Genomic DNA, 18,310 nt, shown 5'->3' on the forward strand with positions numbered 1-18,310 from the left:
TGGTTGTTCGAAGGAGGCGGACGATCGACATTTGACTTTGTTCGTCATGCTTGGGGCGGGACTTCACCCGGTCCGACCCAAAGCAAATTGGTGTCGATTCACTTTCTCAATCCTTTAAAACTGCAAGCACTTGCTCGCTGACCTGAACAATCCATCAGGCACTTGTCGGCTAGATCGAACAAACAAGACATCCGTCACGCAGATGGCTGTCGTCTTCAATCTCGAGGCCGCCCAGAGTCTCTACCAAACACAGATTCTTACGCTTTGCCTTTTTCCGGGCTTGCGAAACCTCCCAGTCCGATTTGATCCTCGCCATCCGATCCGGTCGAGCCAAGTCACGCAGCGACTCGCTCTGGCACCAATAGAACTGATCGCCGAACTGCACCGATTTCTCTTCATATTCCATCGCCAGCTTAAACAGGTCCGGGTGGGTTTCAAGCAATCGGACCCACTCGATCTTTTGCTGGTAGAAACAGAAATAGCAGCCAGATCGCGACCGACCCCAATTCATGTATGGAGGGAGCCCGAGGCCCGAGTCCTCTAAGATGCGTATGATATCTGCCCTTACGAGCCCGTCGTCTTGAAATGGATACACCGCCAGTATGTTGGGCTTCGTGCTTATGTAGCCAGTGCGGTTCTCGTCGGCGCGTAAGCCAACATAGTTGATAACCGGTCCGTCGCCCACATAGGCCTCAAAGGGCTTCAGTTTCAGCATCTTCGTGCACCAGCGGCGGTGGTTCGAGGGCAGCATCCCACGATACACCGCCAGCCAATGATCGAAGCTATCGACTGGGGTCGTCCTTGCGACCTGCTTGCCGAGGATCGCTTCCAAACGAGCGATATAGTCGTAGGTTTCGGGCAACTCCTTGTCGGTATCGTGAAATATGTACTCGATCTGCGGAACGCGATCGCGGAGGTAAATTGCCAAGGCTGCACTATCTTTGCCACCCGACAAGCTCAGAATGTGCCGCGGCTCGACATCACCAAAAGTGGAATGGATTTTCGCGACATAGGACATTGTCATTCTGAAAATCCTGACTTCTTGGCCATCTCTGCCGACCCGCGCTCTGCGCCAGCCGTAGGCTTTTCGAGCTCTAACCAGAGCATCTTCGTGAGGATCTGGATTCGCCGTACCTCTCCCTGTGGAAGTCGCTCGACCAGACTTTGCATTGCTCGTCGGTCACTGTCGTCTAATTCTATCGGATGCAGAACCCTGACCAAATCGGTGCCGTCGCCTCTGGTGAGATTGAGTCTGACGGCATCCATCTGAGGCTTGGAATCCGGATTGCTGAATGCTGCGCCTTCCACCTTTGCAAAGATCTCGGACAACGCTCCTATTTCCTCGCCAAAGCGGGCTTCGTCTCCAGGTACCCACCGCGCGGGTGGACGCGACACGACGAAGCTTGCCAGTGACTCTGCCCAAGCTTCATCTGATAAACCAGGGTCTCTTAGCCGCAGCGCGAATGCTCGCAGTCTAGGTTCACGGGCAGCCAACGAAACGCGCGCAGCACGGGAGGCGAGGGCTGCCCGGTCAAACTCGTCGGGACCTTGGCCAACTGCTTCTGCGACGCGCCGCATTATACGCTCGAGCAGCCCTGAATAAGCATTTTGCAAATCGTTGGTGGCTTCATTCAACTGCCCGACGAAACGTTCGGCCGCGGAAATGGGAGCTTCCTCGCCAATGTCAAACGGTGACAGGCCGCATGCAGACGGCAGATCCTTGAACAACAGTGTCGCGGGCTCACGAGCAGCCAACAAAGCATCCCTTACAGCCATCGCCGCCGGCGAAAGTGCCCGAGCTTTGCGCGTGTATTCGGGCAACTTCGCTGCGAATAGGCACAATTCCTGGACGACGTCCAATAGAACAGGCTTGCGGTTCTGAATGCCTCTCGCGAAGATCTCAGCAAGCCGCGCGAAGACGTCGGATCTGACACCCTCGACGCTACAGTGTTGTAGTTCGAACGTACCGGGTGATTTCGTCAGACGGAGAAAATCCATCGAGCCGAACCGGGGTAGGAATGTGCCGTCTTCATAGACGGCGAGTTCGTGTCCATGAACTTTCATCACTAACGCCAACAGGAGTAATGCGACGCCGTCTCGAACCCCGAAAGCGCCTCCCTTGATGTCGGCCAATATGTTTGGAACCGATACTCGATGTCCCTTGCCGGCCTTGATGAGGCTGTAAATCCGCACAAGCGCGGGTCGGAGGTTAAGCGGATCAGCACGATCTTTAGGAATCACCAGCTGATAGCGACCATCGTTCTCCGCGTGAATGAGACCTCGCTGGAGTACCGATAGATACATCGACTTTTCGGGTGGCGCCTTCCGTTCGTCTATTCCAAGAAGTGGCTTGTCGGAGGCATTAAAGACGCCTTCGATCAGACGCATTCTTGCCGACGCTGCCGCACTGCTCAGCGAGTTTCGGTTCAGGAGTTCGTTTGTGATCTGCGGTGCATCAACGAACAGATTGTCGTACAAGGACGACAGCGCATCCGGCAGGCCATTGTTCAATTCGAGTGGTTTACCGAGATGAAACCAAGCGACCTTTCCAGGAGCGTTTCTCGTCATGCCAGCCATTTCGCGGAAGTGGGCCTCGAGCGTCTGGGTCGCGCGGGTAAGCTGTCGAGAAACTTCAGCGGCAGCATAATCGTCTGCGGCGAGCTCAGGGGTATTTTCTTCGATCCATCGCCAGAGCTTCACATCAAGAAGATCGGGAGCAAGATGCCATAGCGGTTCGACGACACCCACCAATACAGCTTTGGCGCTTTTGGTCGACGTGCCTCGCGCACCATCTTTCGCCAGATTTTGCTGCTCGACGGTGTCTGCAAGAGCAAGGACAACCAATCCGTCAGCATCGGTTGGTAGCTGGGCCACTTTCTCGATATTCTCGGCATGGGCATAGCGCACCTCGGAATATCGCATTGTGCCGTGCTCCAGATAATGACGACGTGCCAATATCATCTTCGGCTCAAGAATCTGTGTGAGGTGTGGGCTCACGGCCTCTATAGACCCAACAGCGCGGCGCGCGTTTTGCATTGCGGCATGCAAATTAACGCTCGTATTCGGCCAGAGCCGATAGCCGCCACGGTCTCCCCTTTTGAACAAGAGGCCAACATCCATGAGCCGCTGGAGCCCGCTCTCGATGTGGGCAGATCTTGTGGTGGAAAAACAGGCGGCAACTGCCCGGCCATTTGGAATCAAGTCATCCGCGTCGAGCAGATTCAAGATGCCGACAGCCTTGAGCAGCCTCCGTTCAAGTGGGCTCACATCGACTGCGGCATCAATGGTCGCAACGATGCGCAGCCAATTGCTCTGATAGTTCCCGCCCGATAGACGGTGTCCAAATGCTGCGCGGACGTAATTGTAGAAATCGGCGAGGTCGTACCAGGCAAACCCGTTCTGTGTCGCATGCGCGAACGCTTGCAGTCCGAACGGCTCTGAGGACAATAAAAAGCCGAACAGCGATCGTTCGCTTTGCCCGAATTGGGCAAAGAAGCGAACCAGGGGAGGCAAAAGGGTAGGATGGACGGGGTAAAGCTTGGCCGCGTCCATCGTCAACGCTTCAGTCGTCGCGCCGCTCAACCAGCCCATTGAGCTTGTAGCCTTTGCGGCATGAGCTGCCTCGACGATGATGGATTTAGGGATGGAATCTTGATCTATCCCCAAAGCGCCCGATACAAGAGCAGCCGTGTGAACGAGGGGCTGATCGAAAACGATCTCCTCGAAGCGCCCGGCTACCTTGTCCCACTCATGACGAAGCAACGCCGGCAGGCGGTCACTATAGGCCTGAAATCCCTGATGAAGTAGGCCCAAGAGAACGAAGGGACGGGTCCCGCTCCTAGAGGACTGCTCTGCAAGCCGCTGCAGCACAAACACGTCCTCACGGTCCGGATTCATGGCTGCGAATTCGAGCAGTTTTCCAAGTTCGTCGATGATGATCAATAGCCCGAGGCCGCGCTCGGCCGCCAAAGATCGCAGCGCGTCGATCAGGTCCTCAAGGGACGCGACCGTGCCGACTGCTTCACAGGCCAGCAAGGCTTTATCGATTGACACTGAGCGCTGCGGACGCTTTTCAGACAGCAGAATTCCGAGGCTTTCCCGCACACCCCGGGCAACAGCCTGCACTATCCCCTCACGGCCCCCAGTGATCAGAATCGGGAGAAACGTAGAGAATTTGCCAACATCCACAGGCCAACCGATAGAATCCGCTATCCTGGCCGTGTCTTCTGAATTGGAGCCAGCCATTAAATGCGCGAGCGCTAGCGCAAAAGAAGATTTGCCGACGCCGTAATCGCCCGTAATGCGCCATGCTCGGCGTGTTGATCCCTCACGCAGACCATCTGCTATCCGTGTAAGCGCGACCGCCATAGGTGGAGTAACCATGTAGCTCTCCAGCGCTTTGGGATCGTGAAAATCCTTCTCTAACTGCACGGAACGGAGGAACCGTCCCGGCACATTGAACAGGTCGGCGATCGTCGATCCGGGCTTACGCATGGAAGGCAGCCTCCCTGTAGATTTTCGAGATGGCCGGAAGATCCGACTTTTCGCGGCGCCTAAGAAGCCCCTGCACTGCAGAAGGCTGGTAGGTGAAGGCCGATCCACTCCGGCGAGATGCCTCCTCCAGGCGTACGCGAACGTCTTCCTCAGGCAACTTGAAGACCTGCCCGGGAGAATTGGGTGCAGAGAGCACACTTCTGAATGTCAATGTCTGCTCCCCGGGACTGTAACGTTTCCAGAAATCCAACACGCAATGTTCAAACATTGCAGCGGTGATCTCTGGCTTCTGTTCTCGTCGAAACGAGTAGACCGTCTCCCATCGACCGGCGTCGTTCTTGCGCTCGCCTGAGGGTACTAGCAGGCGGAGATCGACCAAGGGACCATCCAAGGAATCTTCGATGCCGATCTTGCCGGTTTTTCCACTGTGATAGGTATGAATGAACACATCCAGATGCTGCCCAAGCGTCACTTCGGAATGCTTATGACCCATCTTCGTCGACTGTCTCGCAAAGGAGGCCAAGGCCTCCGAGCGGGTGAACTCGGGATACGGCCATTGGCCGATCATATGTTGCCAGGCAAACAGGGGTGGCGATGCTTGCGACGAGAGACTCCAGTGCAGAAGCCATAGGGTCTTGGGGTCCTCGAGATAGGGGTCAAAGCCGTTGTTTCCGAAGATGGCTTGTCCAAAATCGGTCGGCGCGTGCTCCCGAGCGCCGGTGGGTTTGGCGATACCCATAGCGTCGACCCAAAAGCGGAGCGATCGCACCATGTTCTTGCCTATCCCAAGCTCGACCATCGCCGCGTCCTCATCGAAGAGAATCTGAGGATTGGCAGAAACTGCCCGGTATGCCTTCGGAAGCCAGGCGTATCGGCAGGCGAAAGACTCGTGCCCAGAAAAGCGGAAAGTCTGAACCTGGTGCGATGCCGCTGGTGCTTCAGTCATTCTTGTCTCCTGACGGCAAAATCGCGTACCTCCGTTATTGCCGTAGCGACCGCCTCAGCGGCACAATCGATGTCAGCTTCGGTTGTCTGTCGACCAAGTCCAATTCGCAAGCAGCTATCGAGCAATTCCTCCGACAAGCCCATGGCCCTCAACACGTGAGAGGGGCTTTGAGCACCGGAGTTGCAGGCAGATCCGGTGGAGAGCGCGACGGCGTCCCTCAGTCTGGCGATAACGACGTCGTTTGCTGCGCCGGGCACAGAAAAATTCAGATTGTTGGGAAGGCGGTTTCCGATTTCGCCGTTGATCGCCATGCCCGGCAACCTCCGAAGGAGTACTGCCTGCAATCGATCTCGCAGCACAGACAGCCTGATGTTCTCGGCTTCTCCCTCCAGCGTCATCAGTCTGCATGCCTCACCAAGTCCGGCTATTCCGGGCACATTGGGAGTTGCCCTGTGAGATGTCGCGAGCCCGTAGACCTCGGCTGGAGCGAAAATCGGCGAGATCAAGGCCCCGACCCCCTTTGGTCCATTGAGCTTATGTCCGCTCAACGCCAGATAGTCGATTTCGCTATCCAAACAGCTGAGACCCATGCGACCCGCACCCTGTGTGGCGTCGACCAGTATGGTGGCCCCGGCGTCATGCACCAATTTGGAAATCGCGGGTATTGGGTAAAGCGTACCGACCTCGTTGTTGGCGGCCATAACACAGACCAATTCAACACCAGCATGAAGCGCACTTTCCAGGCTTGGCAAGACGATCTGGGCAGCTTCATCGACGTCGATCCAGGTGATTTCCACCAGCTGCAGGCGCTCTGCGTGGATCAGAGTGTCTATGACCGCACGATGTTCTACACGGCTGAGTGCGACACTGAGAGGTACTTTCCTGTTCACCCCGATTGCGTGCGAAATCGCTAGATGAATTGCCTCCGTCGAGCCCGAGGTGAAATGGACATGCTGGGGCTCGGCATCTACCAGATGGGCAACAGCGGTACGAGCCTGCTCGACAACCAACGCGGCGGCGTTGCCAATGGTATGTTCGACGCTGTTGGCGTTGCCATAGACCTCCGACATTACCTGCATAACCAGCTGCGCTACGCGGTGATCGATCGGCGTAGTGGCGTGATGGTCAAGGTAGATCATCGATCGAACCTTCGGAGCTTGTGCGGTGTGCAATTGTGGCTCGGGCCTATTCATGGATTACCACTCTCAGAGCGCCGTCTTGATCAATCACGGGTCCGTACAGGTGAATTTCGACCGTACAGCCCAGCGCTGTAAGCCAACGTGCCAATTGGTCGATGCTGATGCTATCGACCCTGCCGGCCATCACCTTCGACATTGTTGGTTGGTCTGTACGGCATAACTTCGCGGCGTCTGTCTGACTGAGTTCTCGTCGGGCGACGGTGGAAGTTAGAGCACTACGAAGTTCGTCGCGCGCCGCTTTGCTTGAGCCACGCAAATTGATGGTGTCGCTTTTGCCCTCTCGGATCATCCGACGCGGATGCGTAGCCGCCACGCGATTTGTCCCCACATTTCGAATCGTCAAGGCGGACTTTATGGAAAATTTCCCATAGAGATAGACCCAGTCACAATTTGAAGCCGTTTTGAATCGTTTTATGACGAAGTCTGGCCCATCGAAGACGCTTGGATACGATCACAATTGTTCGGCAGGGCCGCGAAGTGACTGATGCGCAGACCTTGCAATTCTACCGCCGCAACGCTGCAAGCTACGCAGCTGAGACCTCCAAACGTTCGATGGCCGCAGCAATCGACCGATTCTCGGCCTTTCTGAGATCGAAGGCCAGTGTTGTCGACATCGGCTGCGGAGGAGGGCGAGACCTAAGAGTTCTCCGCCAGCAGGGGTTCAATGCAGTTGGTCTCGACGCATCTGCCGAATTGGGGGCGATAGCGACCGAATTTTCCGGATGCCCCGTTGTCATTGCCGATATGAGGGTGATGCCGTTCGCGGCGGCCAGCTTTGAGGCGGCATGGGCAGCGGCCTCACTTCTCCATGTCGATCCCGAGGATGTCTCAACTGCACTTGAAGAAATCAGGCGTGTGTTAACGCCCAGCGGGCATTTTTTCAGTTCGATCAAGCAGGGCGCTGGCCAAAGGCGTGAAGCGGATGGAAGGCTTTTCACGTATTTTTCGCCAGCTGAGTGGAGTGCAATGCTAGAGGCATCCGGCTTTTTGATCGTCGACGGGGCCAGCACTGCCGCCGATCCCCAGACATCCGGCAATCGATGGTTCAACACCATCGCGAAGCGAGCTTAGAGCCCCATGCGGTTATTGATTTTGCTGCCATTGATGTGGCTTTCCGCTGCCGGTGCGCAGCCTGCCAATAGCCCGCCTGCTGTTCAGCCTGGCACGAAACAGGAAGAGGTCAACCTGACAAGTGAACCTCCGATCGTTGTTCGTGTCGAACAAGCTGCTCCTTTTGAAATGGCGAGCCCACCAAAAAGCTGGTGGGAACCATACGCTCAGCCAGCAATCTCAGGTTTCGCCGCGCTGCTTGGCGCGGCAGTCGGCGGACTCATCGCCAAGTGGAATGCATCGGCCGCCAACAACCAACGGGCGAACGAGATCGAGATCGCGCAAATCCAAAGCAAGCTAAACGACTTCTATGGGCGCTTCCGCCTAGTTTCAGAAGAAAACAAACTTATTTCGATGGAATTTAAGACGCGTCACGGAGGTGACAGCTTCCGGACCCTTCTCGCCCTTCTTGACCCGAAGTGGCTAAAGGGCCTGTCGCCGGCAGACGAGACCATCGTCGCGAGAATGGTAGAGAACGGCCTCATATTGAGAACATTGGTCCGCGATAAGGCGGGTCTCGTAGATCCGGCCATATCACCCTATTTGGCGAAAGTTTCAGCGCATTTTTCAATGCTCGAACTAGCCTATAAGGGAGAACTTGAAAATGACCCAGAAAGGTTCAAGCAATATGTCTATCCAGAAAAACTGGATGGGGTTTTGGATATTGAGATGAAAAGGCTGGCAGGCCGCATTGCGCTACTTCTCGCGAAAAGTGGTAAACGCCACAAAGCCATCTCTCCTCTTATGATTCCAAACAAGCTACAGCTCTAAACCAAACCGGCCAATTCAGTACGGAGAATGCCGGGCGCCGTTTCCGCCCAACACAAACACCTACGAATTCACGCGGCATAATTCTCAGCGAGGTTCCGCTGCCAGACCGGCACGATTTGGAAGTTTGGTGCAATTAGATGTTAGTCAGTAAATTCTTCTCGACACATGCCCAGTAACTTGGCCTAACCAAGCAGGGGAGCGCAGGGGGGCGCATGGCAGGACTAGGTGAGCGTTGGGTACGGTTCCTCCGATTGTACGGGCCGACCCCTCGAAACGAGAATATGTATGACGAGCACATCCAGCGTTCGGCGAAGCGGCTGGGTGTGCGGCCTATTGCGTTCGAGCACCCAGTCGAGACCCAGATTCTTGAACTGCTACGGCCTGGAACCGAACGGGCGCGCTGCATCATTCTCACCGGGACAGCCGGGGACGGAAAGAGCCGCCTTTGCGGCCACGCGTGGGCAGCGCTAGGTGGCGACAAGCAGATCTGGAGCGCCGACGAAGTCTATTACGAAATGAGCGCTGTGATAGCCGGCCGGGTGCGGATCGTAGGCATCATTCGCGATCTCACTAAGCTGTCCAAGGACGGCCCGTTCGGAACCTATCCGGAGAAGCACAGCCTTCTAGCTGCCGTTAACAAAGCGATGTTTGAAGAGGATCCAGACCGCGTTTTCATCGTGGCAGCGAACGACGGTCAATTGATGGAGACATGGCGCAAGCTACCAGCTTCCGCCGAATCAGCTCGGGCCTACGTGCTGCTGGAGAATCTGTTGGTGGAAGAGCCGGATCCTGCGTCGGATGGGGTCGCCTTTTTCAATCTGAGTGCGATCCCATGCGCAACGCTTCTCGACCTAAGTCTGGACGCGCTACTGAGTCATGAGGGTTGGCAGGCCGCTTACAAAGAGGCGACGGATATTGGGTTCTTCAGTCTCTACTGCCCAATCAGGCGCAACTACGAGATACTTCGCCGGCCTCTGTTCCAGAGTCGGCTGCGGGCGCTTTTCGAACTTCTCGATCATAGCGGACTTCACACCCCGATACGTCGCGTGCTCCTGCTCCTTGCCAACGCTTTGCTTGGACATCCCGGCGTCAAAGACCGTCTTATGATGCCGTCCGATATCGATGAACTCCAAGCTTCGAATACGCTCCATCTGTCGGACATTCACGACAACATCTTTGGGCAGAATCTCTCGCCGGCGCGCCGCGAAAGCCTTGAGATCATGGGATTCTTGTCGCGCTTTGGCATTGGACACGAAACGACCAACAGGATCGACAATATCCTGCTGTTCGGCGCCGAAGACGAGGTCTTGCGGGGCTATTTTACGATGCTGGTTGAGGAGGGAACGCCACCGCGCAAACTGGCAGAACTTCGGACCACTCGCGCAAGCTATCTCGAATGTCCGGAGTCCGATCTGGACGGTGGTCATCCCTTCCTTGCTTCTCTCGTTGCACAGCGGCGCGCGATGTTCTTCCGTATTCCGGAAGAGTTGGCCGAGGATCTGCGCCTGTGGGACTTGAGTGTTTTCTCCCGGGCAGGAGAGTATCTTGTCGATGTCGTGCAGCCACTCGCCCAAGGCGTCAGGGTGAACAGGCGCATCCTCTCCCGCCTCGTAAACGGGCTGAACCGTGTTTTCACGGGCATGCTCGTTTCCACGGAGCGAGAATTGCTCCTTGCGACGAACCTGTCCTATTCCGGTTCGGGCGTAAGCCAGTTGCTTGAGGAGCGGATCTCGGTCGCGCCGAAGCGGCAGGAACGTGTCGAGATCGCGTTGGAGGGCCGCATGCCTTCGCTCATCGTTCACCTCGACGACACGATACGCTGCCGGCTATCGCTCAATCTTGTTCGCTATGAATTCTTGATGCGGGTCGCGTCGGGTGCGCTACCTGGAAGTTTCTCGCGCGAATGCCACGAGGACATCCTGGCCTTCAAGAGTTCGATCTTGGTAGCACTCGGCAGCTTACGGCCTCCTGATGAGCGTGGTGACCTGATATTCAAGCTGCTTACACTTAACGCAGCGGGAGAGCCTGCTGATGAAGTGATCGAAGTCGCTCATGCTTGAGACCCTAAGCCCACCGCCCGTCAGCGATCATCCTCGGAACGACATGTGGGTCGACGAGCAGATCTGGGGTCACCGACTATGGGATTCGACCAGTCCGTGGTTGATTTTCCTGGAGTTCCTGGGTGTTGCCGAAGCGTGCGAACGAGAAGGGCGGCTGCTCGACGACGCGGGGGTACGATATCCTCTGCGATATAAGCCTGCCCGGCGTATGTATGCGCGAAACATCCTCTACAATGGCGAGTCTCTGGGACGCATCGCCACGAGAGGTGGAAACGACACAGCCGCCTGGGACGAGTGGATCGCCACGATGAACGAACGGGCGCAGGGGGTGCCGACCCGCGACTTCAGCTACCTGCGGAAGCGATTTAGCTCGTTCAGGGACTTTGCCAGCCTGATTACGATGCTTAGGTCTTCGACGATCGAGTCAGGGTCGAACAAGCGCTGGAGCTCCCGCTTTGTTTTCCCCTTCGGTCGCCATGCGCTCTATGAGGATCTTAATCTCGTCAAGGGCAATGCCTCACGTGAGTATATCAACTTCGGGCTGCCCGGCGAACTGGTCTATCAAATGCTGTGCCGGTCACCCGCTGCCGAGGCACTTCGGCCACATCTTGCAAAGGCGTTTGACGGGGATCCGTGCGATCGCCTGCTGGAGCTGATAGAACCGAAGTATGAGGAAGACAGGCAAACGCGCGGGAACAGTTACCTTCCCTATGCTCGGCATCAATGTTTCGACGATCTGGGCCGCGACTGGCTAGCGGTTTTTGAACTCGGCTTGCCGCGGTTCGACGCATATCCGCACTTAGCCACCCTCGCCGCGTTCCATCTCCTACGCTACCAGCTCGTGGTCGCATCTTCCACCTGTGGCCGCGAGGCCCCAACGTTCGTAAGTGAGGTCGTCGCTCCTCGAAAAACGCTTGTGCGCGAATTGTCGGTCGCCAGCTATCAGCGCAACAACACTTTGCCGGAGCGTTCGGTGGAGGCCTACGTGTCCGCGATCGGTAGCAGTCCCGAATGGGTGGCGGCGCTCAAAGGCGAGGCGCCTTTTACCGATTGCCGGCGCATTCTCGTAGAACGAGTGCGATGGCCCGCATCCGATGACGACTATGATGGCCCTCACGATCCCGAGATGTTGCTCGCCGAGTTTCGCCGCGCTGCTGTCAATCGACACCGCAACCATGTGGCCAATGTGCATCGTTCATACGGCATGGGCGCGGGTCTCGTCTCCAGGCGGGGAACGACCCGCCTTCGCTACGCCCCAACTGACTCGATCCTGAAGGCGTTGATCCTCGCTAATGTTTCGACGCGGATGGACTTCATGGAATTCCTGGCCCTGCTCTATGACAGATATGGACTCGTGTTGGGCGAGCGAGAGGCGGAACGCGCGTTGGATCCGGACGAATTCGATAAGAAGGCATTTCAAGCAAATTCCGGCCGGCTCGAACGACGGCTACGAACGCTCGGCATGCTGCGTCGACTCTCCGATGCCTGTGCATATGTGGAAAACCCACTGGCGAGGATCGTTCGATGAACCGTCACGAGCTCATTGGCTGCGTTGCCGCCGCCTATTTGCGCGACGAGTTGGGCGATGATAGCGATAGTTCTGGAGTAGCGCGCTTCCTTATCGATGGTCTCAGCATTCCTCAGACCGCCGCGGTGGCGGGCGCGGTTTTGGCGAATCCCGCGCTTGATCGACGGGTCTCAGTCAAGTTGCCCGAGAGCCTATTCGCTGACATGGGGCTGCCGCCCGAGGCATTAACCAAGAGCCCGGCGACGTGGTTCCGTGACGCGGAATGCGACAAGGCAGCATTCCTCGTCACCAATGTCGGGGAGGGCGGCGAGGACCAGTCGCTCCAAGACATGAGCAGGCTTGGAGGGGCCGAACTGCTTGAGCGCTTGGCCGCTTGGGTCGATGCGGTCGACGACGGTTTGGGCCTGGACGCGGAGGGGCGGGTCATCTTCGAACGAGCGCTGGGCGGATTGGCCCAGCTGCGTTCTACATCGCTCGACCGCTTCGCCGGTTACGTGCTGCGCGTTCGGCACGCCATTGAGGTGGACGGCCATCCTCTTATCGAAGCGTTCGGAGCGGCACTCCCCGCCTTACACTTGCCGAACGACCGAACGGCGTTCAGAAGCATCAAGGACAAAGCCCTTCGCCATGTCTCGGCTTGGCAGCGCGAGTTCAACGGCCTTATGCGACGCCGTCGAGGGCTGCTACTCAAAGAGACGCCGACGCAGATCGTTCTAAATGAGGATGATCTACGCGCGGCTTTTGCAAAAACGCGCGAAGCCATCCCCGAGAGCAATCACGCCACGATCGAGCGTTTCATTGGTACCCAGCCCGGTTGGAATGAAGCTGCTGCTGAGCTGGCGGAATGCGAATGGGAGCAGATCAAGCCGCTATTCGAAGGCCTTGCCCGCGAGAAATTCAATATTGGAAACGAGACTCGCAAGTTTTACGACGAAGGCGAGCCGGGGCTACTCTCCGCAGACGACGATGAATATCTGCGCCATCTGTTAATTCGAAACCCCACCGAATCCAGACCCGAAGACGTCGAGTTTTATGATGATCATCGCGATGAGCTACGGGCCGACCGCAAGCTAAAATCGGCATGGGATAAGCTGATCTACGGGCGGGCTCGAGAAACGACCGATTTCCTGGCTGGCATCGCCGCCGCTATGGAAACGTTCCTCAATCAACCTGGCACGAGACGAATGCTCCGCATCCGATGCGATCGTGCAACCAAACGCGATCTCAAGGGCCTCAATGTTGATGCTGGCGAGTATTTCGCGCTGCGTTATGCTGGTCTCCAACGTTTGCTTGGCGCCAATGTCGCGCTGGATCTCGGTCCCCTTATCGAATTTCCACAACTGGTGGAATCGTGGAAGCAGGCCAAGACCAAGGGTGTGCCAAACCGGTCAACGGCAAAAGCGGCACTCCAGCTTAAATTCCAACTCGATTTCGAGACGGAAACCGCCTCCGGCTCGGTCCAGACCTCGTCCACGCAGCTCGTGTGGCGTTACGAACCAAATGTCATATCCTCCCAGTTCGTTGATGATTGGACGAGGTTGGAAGCTCATCCACTGACGATCGGGCGAACATCGCGTGAGCCCGCGGTCGCTGGACGTCGCGCTGGGGCGATAGACCTGCGGGACGTTCGGACACTCGTCCCCGCCTATGATCGCGATCGTGGTTCACTTCTGCCCGCCTATCGCAAGGAACGCGACCTCGCGTTGTTCTGGCCCATACGCCTGCGGGAAAACGTTCTAGCCGGCCTTGTCACGGCTAGCGCTGCAGAAGAAATCGCCACTGCATTCGAAACATTTTCCAAGGCCTATGTCGATGCAGTCCAGGGGTTTCGGACGAGCGGTCCTGGCAGCCAGGCAAATCGCACCCAAGCGAAGACCTATGGTGACCTGCTGAACATTATCGTGCGCCTTGCTCCCGGCGACCGGAACCGCGAAGCGCTCCTTCGCCCGCTGCTAGAACTCGGCACGACAGCGGTCGACGATGGGGATCCAGCAGCGATCGTAGCGCCCTGGCACCCGCTCAGGCTGGCGGCGATGTGGCGGAAAGCCCATCTTGTATCGTCAATTATCCGCATCGCGCTCACCGGAGGCGACGATCAGGTTGGGGACACCAGACTGTATTTTCGCGATCTGGCCTCAGATCTCGAGCATCCCCTCTACCCTGAAGTGATTGTTTCGTGGATCGGTCGGAAGGCCGAGCTACTGTCGCTGGTTGATACTAAGGGCGACTATTCGCTTCATGAAGCTCCAGTCGCGTCTGGCGCTATTTCGGCTGATGTCAATGACGATCCGACCGCAGGCTCAGAATGCGTTCTGGACCTCGTCCGTCGGTATTTGGCGCTCCACCCGCACGAACGTGCGAACATGTCGGTGGTCCTATTCAATTGCGATTCCGCACGGCTACCCCAGCACGTGGTGCAGGGCTTGGGCGGAATTCACGATGATGCTGAGGACGTACGTTGCCAAGTGCTGTTGCGGCATATTGACTCAACGCGCCTCCGAGAACTCTACCGGTCGATCTTGACAGCCGAGGAAGATGCCGGGGCAAACACCTATTCCGCTTCTGAAGCGACCCAGGACTTCATGGCACGGCTGAGAATCAGCGTGATCGCGGACGAGGCTCCCCCACCTGATCCGCGGGACGGCCGGCCCTATGACATCGTCTTTAGCCAAGACGTGATTTCCCGGCATGCGATCCTGGAGTGGCATGCGGAATCGGCCCGGCCGGCGGAGCTGGAGGATTTGCTGCCCGCCCGCTGGTCCCGGCGTCGTCCCGCTTCCGCCGACGATCTGAAGTCCGTTGTCTATCTGTGCTGCCCTGTCCAGTGTCATGAAGGATGGGCTTTTCTGTCGGCGGGAACGACCTTCCTGAAAGGCGACTTCCGCGAGGATGGCGATCGACGTCTGCTCCCCACGCGCCAACTGGATTTCCATGATCCACAAACGGCTAGGATCTTCTCCGAAACGCACGATTTGGGTGCATGGGTGGTGAACTACGACGAGCTGCTGGATCGTCGACAGCTTCAGAACCAGAAGGTTCGTGTCATCCGGTATAAGCAGTCCGCTACCCAGGGCCGCAACGTCGTGATCTCTTCGCTCGCGCCACTCGGGCTGCTGCGCGCGATGGTGCGCTCACGAATGGACGATATGAACCTCGGTCTTGACGAGGCGGGTATGTCTCGGCTGGCGCACAAGCTCATCGAAGCTGCGAACGACGTGTCGGGCGATATCGTTCTCAGAGCCGCGAAGAGAGGCGAAGCGGCAAGCGAGCTCATAGGCGTCGTCCTGAGCCGCTACTTGGCACGACATGAAATGGAGCCGTCCGCCCTTGTGGGATGGTATTTTCTAGATGACTACGCGGCATGGCTTGGCGCACGCGAAGAAACACAGGCCGATATCCTTGCGCTGTCACCCCGAGAGCGATCTGACGGACGCTTGGAGCTGACGATAGTAGTCACTGAGGCGAAGTATGTCGGATCCACGATCCTGCCGGCCAAGCGGAAGGAGTCCGAAAAGCAGCTGCGGGACACCGTCAAGCGGATCAGGGAGGCGCTGCTCGGAGAGGGCAACCGTCTTGATCGGGATTCTTGGCTGTCACGCTTGGGCGATCTCGTGCTGGACGGCATTCAGATCCCAGCGGCGAGCCCGGTCAATCTGTCCGAGTGGCGTCGCGCGATCCGCGAAGGTCAATGCGACGTACGGATCAAGGGCTATAGCCATATATTCGTCCCAACGCCTGGCGACGGTCCCAATCCCACCTATATCTCAGTGATCCCCGGCGTAGAAGACTGCCAGCAGGAAGTCTATGGCCGTGCTGAGCTCAAGACCTTGCTTTTGGCGTTCGCGGCGGACCGCGATCCGACCGATATTCGTCACGCCGCTGGAGCGCCGCCCGCAACAACGAATTACTGGATGATGCCGGAGTCCTCGGCGAAGACTGTCCTCGAAGTAGAGTCACCAGAGCCGCCTTTTGCGACTGCGGCCGCCATCGAAGACAACTCAGTCGGTGCTATATCGGAGATGCCTACCGGGGTCGGCGATCAGGCTGAACCGGATGCCATTCGTGCGATTGTCCTGGCGAATCTGCGCGCGGAGGAAGAGGACGTCGCATGGCTTACGACCGTGGCCGCATCCACGCGGGCAGCTCTTCAGCAACTCTCGCTGCAGGCCAAGTCGGTTGGCCAGACGCTGACGCCGAATTCCGCCATCCTTCGTTTCGCCGGAAGCGCCAACCTCACGGTTGAGCAAGTGATGCGCAAACGCTCGGAGCTTCTCACGACATTTGGGTTGAATGTCATTTCGGTTCGGCCGGAACCTGGTACCGTCGCGATCGCCGTCGCGCGGCCAAAAAGGCGTATCGTGACGATTGAACAGGTGTGGGATCGCTGGAAGCCACAGCGGGGGGACCACGGCAATCAGGACATCGTCATTGGATTAAAGGAGGAGGACAATTCGCTTCTGACCTTTTCGCCAGGTGCGCTCCATGCCCCGCATACGCTGATCGCGGGCAGCACAGGCTCGGGAAAATCGGTACTCATGCAGACGATCCTTCTTGGGCTAGCCGTCACCAATACGCCGCAACAGGCGCGCATCGTTCTGATCGATCCCAAGCAGGGCGTGGACTACTTCGCCTTCGACAGCCTCCCGCACCTGGACGGTGGCGTGATTGACACGCAGGACGGTGCCATTGAGCGCCTGGAAGCGCTAGTCGGTGAGATGGAGCGCCGTTATAAGCTTTTCAGGAGCGTTCGAGCAGCGAACATCACCGTATACAATGCCAAAGTCACCGAGGCCGAACGCCTTCCGACTTATTGGGTCGTTCATGACGAATTCGCAGAATGGATGCTCACTGAGGAATATCGAGTCTCGGTAACCGCAACGGTTGGCCGACTTGGGGTAATGGCCCGCGCTGCTGGCATCTATCTGATCTTCGCGGCTCAGCGCCCGGAAGCGAGTGTCATGCCGATGCAGTTGCGGTCGCAGCTCGGCAACAGACTCATTCTGAGAGTGGATTCTGAAGGAACGTCCGAAATCGCACTTGGCGAAAAGGGCGCCGAGAGGCTGCTCGGTCGAGGACACCTGCTTGCTCGACTTGAAGGCGAGCAAGACCTCATTTATTCGCAGGTTCCGTTCGCCTCCTCTGATTTCATCGAATCGATCGTGGATCACCTCGCCGAGACGTATCGAGCGTAACGGGCACCCGGTTATCGATGGAACGGAGTTGGTTCGTTCCATCGACGGGCCAAGCTCAGATTTTCTGCAATCGCACGGGGGAGAGATGGTCTTGGCCATCTCCCCCCCGCGAATGCCGCCTGCGCAGAGCGGGGCCGCCCGCTCGCACGGCGACACATGACCATCATCTTTTAACCTGATCTGACCCGCCCCGCTCGACGCGCAGCCCAGCTCCGCTCGCCGGCATTCGCCCCCCTCTCTGCCGCGCGCTCACGCGCCCCCGGAAGGCATGCCGAGGGGGCATGCCTTCGGCATTTACGGGAAAGGATCAGAACCATGACGACCATTGAAACGAGTGCGAAGACCGCAATTGCCGGTGAGAACGGCACGGAAGTTGCCATTCCGCTGAACAAGCTGAAGAAGTCGCCCCGCAATGCGCGCAAGACCCCGCACAGCGAGGCGATCATCGAAGCCTATGCGGCAAGCATCGCCGCCAAGGGCATCCTGCAAAACCTTGTGGTGGAGCCGGAGCTTGACGGAGAGGGCGCGGAAACCGGCTTCTACTTCGTCAGCATCGGCGAAGGCCGCAGGCTGGCGCAGCTTTTGCGCGTGAAGCGCAAGCAGATCAAGAAGACCGAACCGATCCGCTGCATCATCGACACCGTCAATGATCCGCGCGAGATCAGCCTGGACGAAAATATCACCCGCGAGGACATGCACCCCGCAGATCAGTTCGAGGCCTTCCGTGAGCTTCATGAGGAACGTGGATGGGGTGCGGAGGAGATCGCTGCCCGCTTCGGCATCACCGGTGCTCCGGCCCCGGAGGGGGACGGTTCAACGTCGCCGCTGAGTGAGCCGAAACGGCCGGAGTCGCGATGCGGTTCCGGTCAGCTTTTCAGTCGGCCTCGTGAATTTTCCGGGCGCGCCCAAGGCGCGGCCCGGGGCCACCACAGATGGACGGCAGGGGCCCCCCCAAATAGTAATGTGAAGAAAAAAAAAAATGTGGCCGCCAGGGGGGCCAAACTACCCGA

At 57.7% G+C, this 18,310-nt stretch carries 11 protein-coding genes; 6 read left to right on the top strand and 5 right to left on the bottom strand.

Features of this window, described 5'->3' with window-relative positions; translation table 11 throughout:
* Positions 1–169: 169 nt before the first annotated feature.
* From AC0L28_RS28855 to AC0L28_RS28875, 5 genes are read right to left on the bottom strand one after another with little or no spacing between them, the layout of a single operon-like run.
* Positions 170–1,024, bottom strand: coding sequence for a phosphoadenosine phosphosulfate reductase family protein (locus AC0L28_RS28855; RefSeq protein ID WP_473481582.1), 855 nt, complete (start codon positions 1,022–1,024; stop codon positions 170–172).
* On the bottom strand, positions 1,021–4,494 hold the full coding sequence (locus tag AC0L28_RS28860; RefSeq protein WP_473481583.1) for a hypothetical protein: 3,474 nt from the start codon (positions 4,492–4,494) through the stop codon (positions 1,021–1,023). The genes AC0L28_RS28855 and AC0L28_RS28860 overlap by 4 nt, the downstream gene beginning before the upstream one ends.
* Positions 4,487–5,440: a DUF4007 family protein gene (locus tag AC0L28_RS28865; RefSeq protein ID WP_473481584.1), complete on the bottom strand. Its 954-nt coding sequence runs from the start codon at positions 5,438–5,440 to the stop codon at positions 4,487–4,489. Before AC0L28_RS28865 ends, AC0L28_RS28860 begins: the two co-directional genes overlap by 8 nt.
* A complete protein-coding gene (locus tag AC0L28_RS28870) occupies positions 5,437–6,579 on the bottom strand; it encodes a cysteine desulfurase family protein (protein WP_473481585.1) in 1,143 nt (380 codons plus the stop codon). Before AC0L28_RS28870 ends, AC0L28_RS28865 begins: the two co-directional genes overlap by 4 nt.
* A 46-nt stretch (positions 6,580–6,625) precedes the next feature.
* A complete protein-coding gene (locus AC0L28_RS28875; protein WP_473481595.1) occupies positions 6,626–6,928 on the bottom strand; it encodes an XRE family transcriptional regulator in 303 nt (100 codons plus the stop codon).
* A gap of 152 nt (positions 6,929–7,080) precedes the next feature.
* Here AC0L28_RS28875 and AC0L28_RS28880 point away from each other — a divergent pair, with 152 nt between their 5' ends.
* The 6 genes from AC0L28_RS28880 to AC0L28_RS28905 form a co-directional block, all read left to right on the top strand.
* Positions 7,081–7,710, top strand: a complete 630-nt coding sequence (locus AC0L28_RS28880) for a class I SAM-dependent methyltransferase (protein WP_473481586.1) — start codon at positions 7,081–7,083, stop codon at positions 7,708–7,710.
* A 6-nt stretch (positions 7,711–7,716) separates the two neighbouring features.
* Complete coding sequence (locus tag AC0L28_RS28885) at positions 7,717–8,520, top strand: hypothetical protein (RefSeq protein WP_473481587.1); 804 nt, start codon at positions 7,717–7,719, stop codon at positions 8,518–8,520.
* Positions 8,521–8,801: 281 nt separating this feature from the next.
* The gene (locus tag AC0L28_RS28890; RefSeq protein WP_473481588.1) at positions 8,802–10,580 is read left to right on the top strand and encodes a hypothetical protein; all 1,779 of its coding nucleotides are present in this window, start codon (positions 8,802–8,804) and stop codon (positions 10,578–10,580) included.
* Positions 10,573–12,108, top strand: a complete 1,536-nt coding sequence (locus tag AC0L28_RS28895; protein ID WP_473481589.1) for a methylation-associated defense system protein MAD7 family protein — start codon at positions 10,573–10,575, stop codon at positions 12,106–12,108. The genes AC0L28_RS28890 and AC0L28_RS28895 overlap by 8 nt, the downstream gene beginning before the upstream one ends.
* A complete protein-coding gene (locus tag AC0L28_RS28900; protein WP_473481590.1) occupies positions 12,105–17,300 on the top strand; it encodes an FtsK/SpoIIIE domain-containing protein in 5,196 nt (1,731 codons plus the stop codon). The genes AC0L28_RS28895 and AC0L28_RS28900 overlap by 4 nt, the downstream gene beginning before the upstream one ends.
* 315 nt (positions 17,301–17,615) lie before the next feature.
* Positions 17,616–18,310: ParB/RepB/Spo0J family partition protein (locus tag AC0L28_RS28905; RefSeq protein WP_473481591.1), on the top strand; the 695-nt coding region annotated here is incomplete at its 3' end.

This window comes from Mesorhizobium sp. WSM4847, assembly GCF_055811335.1.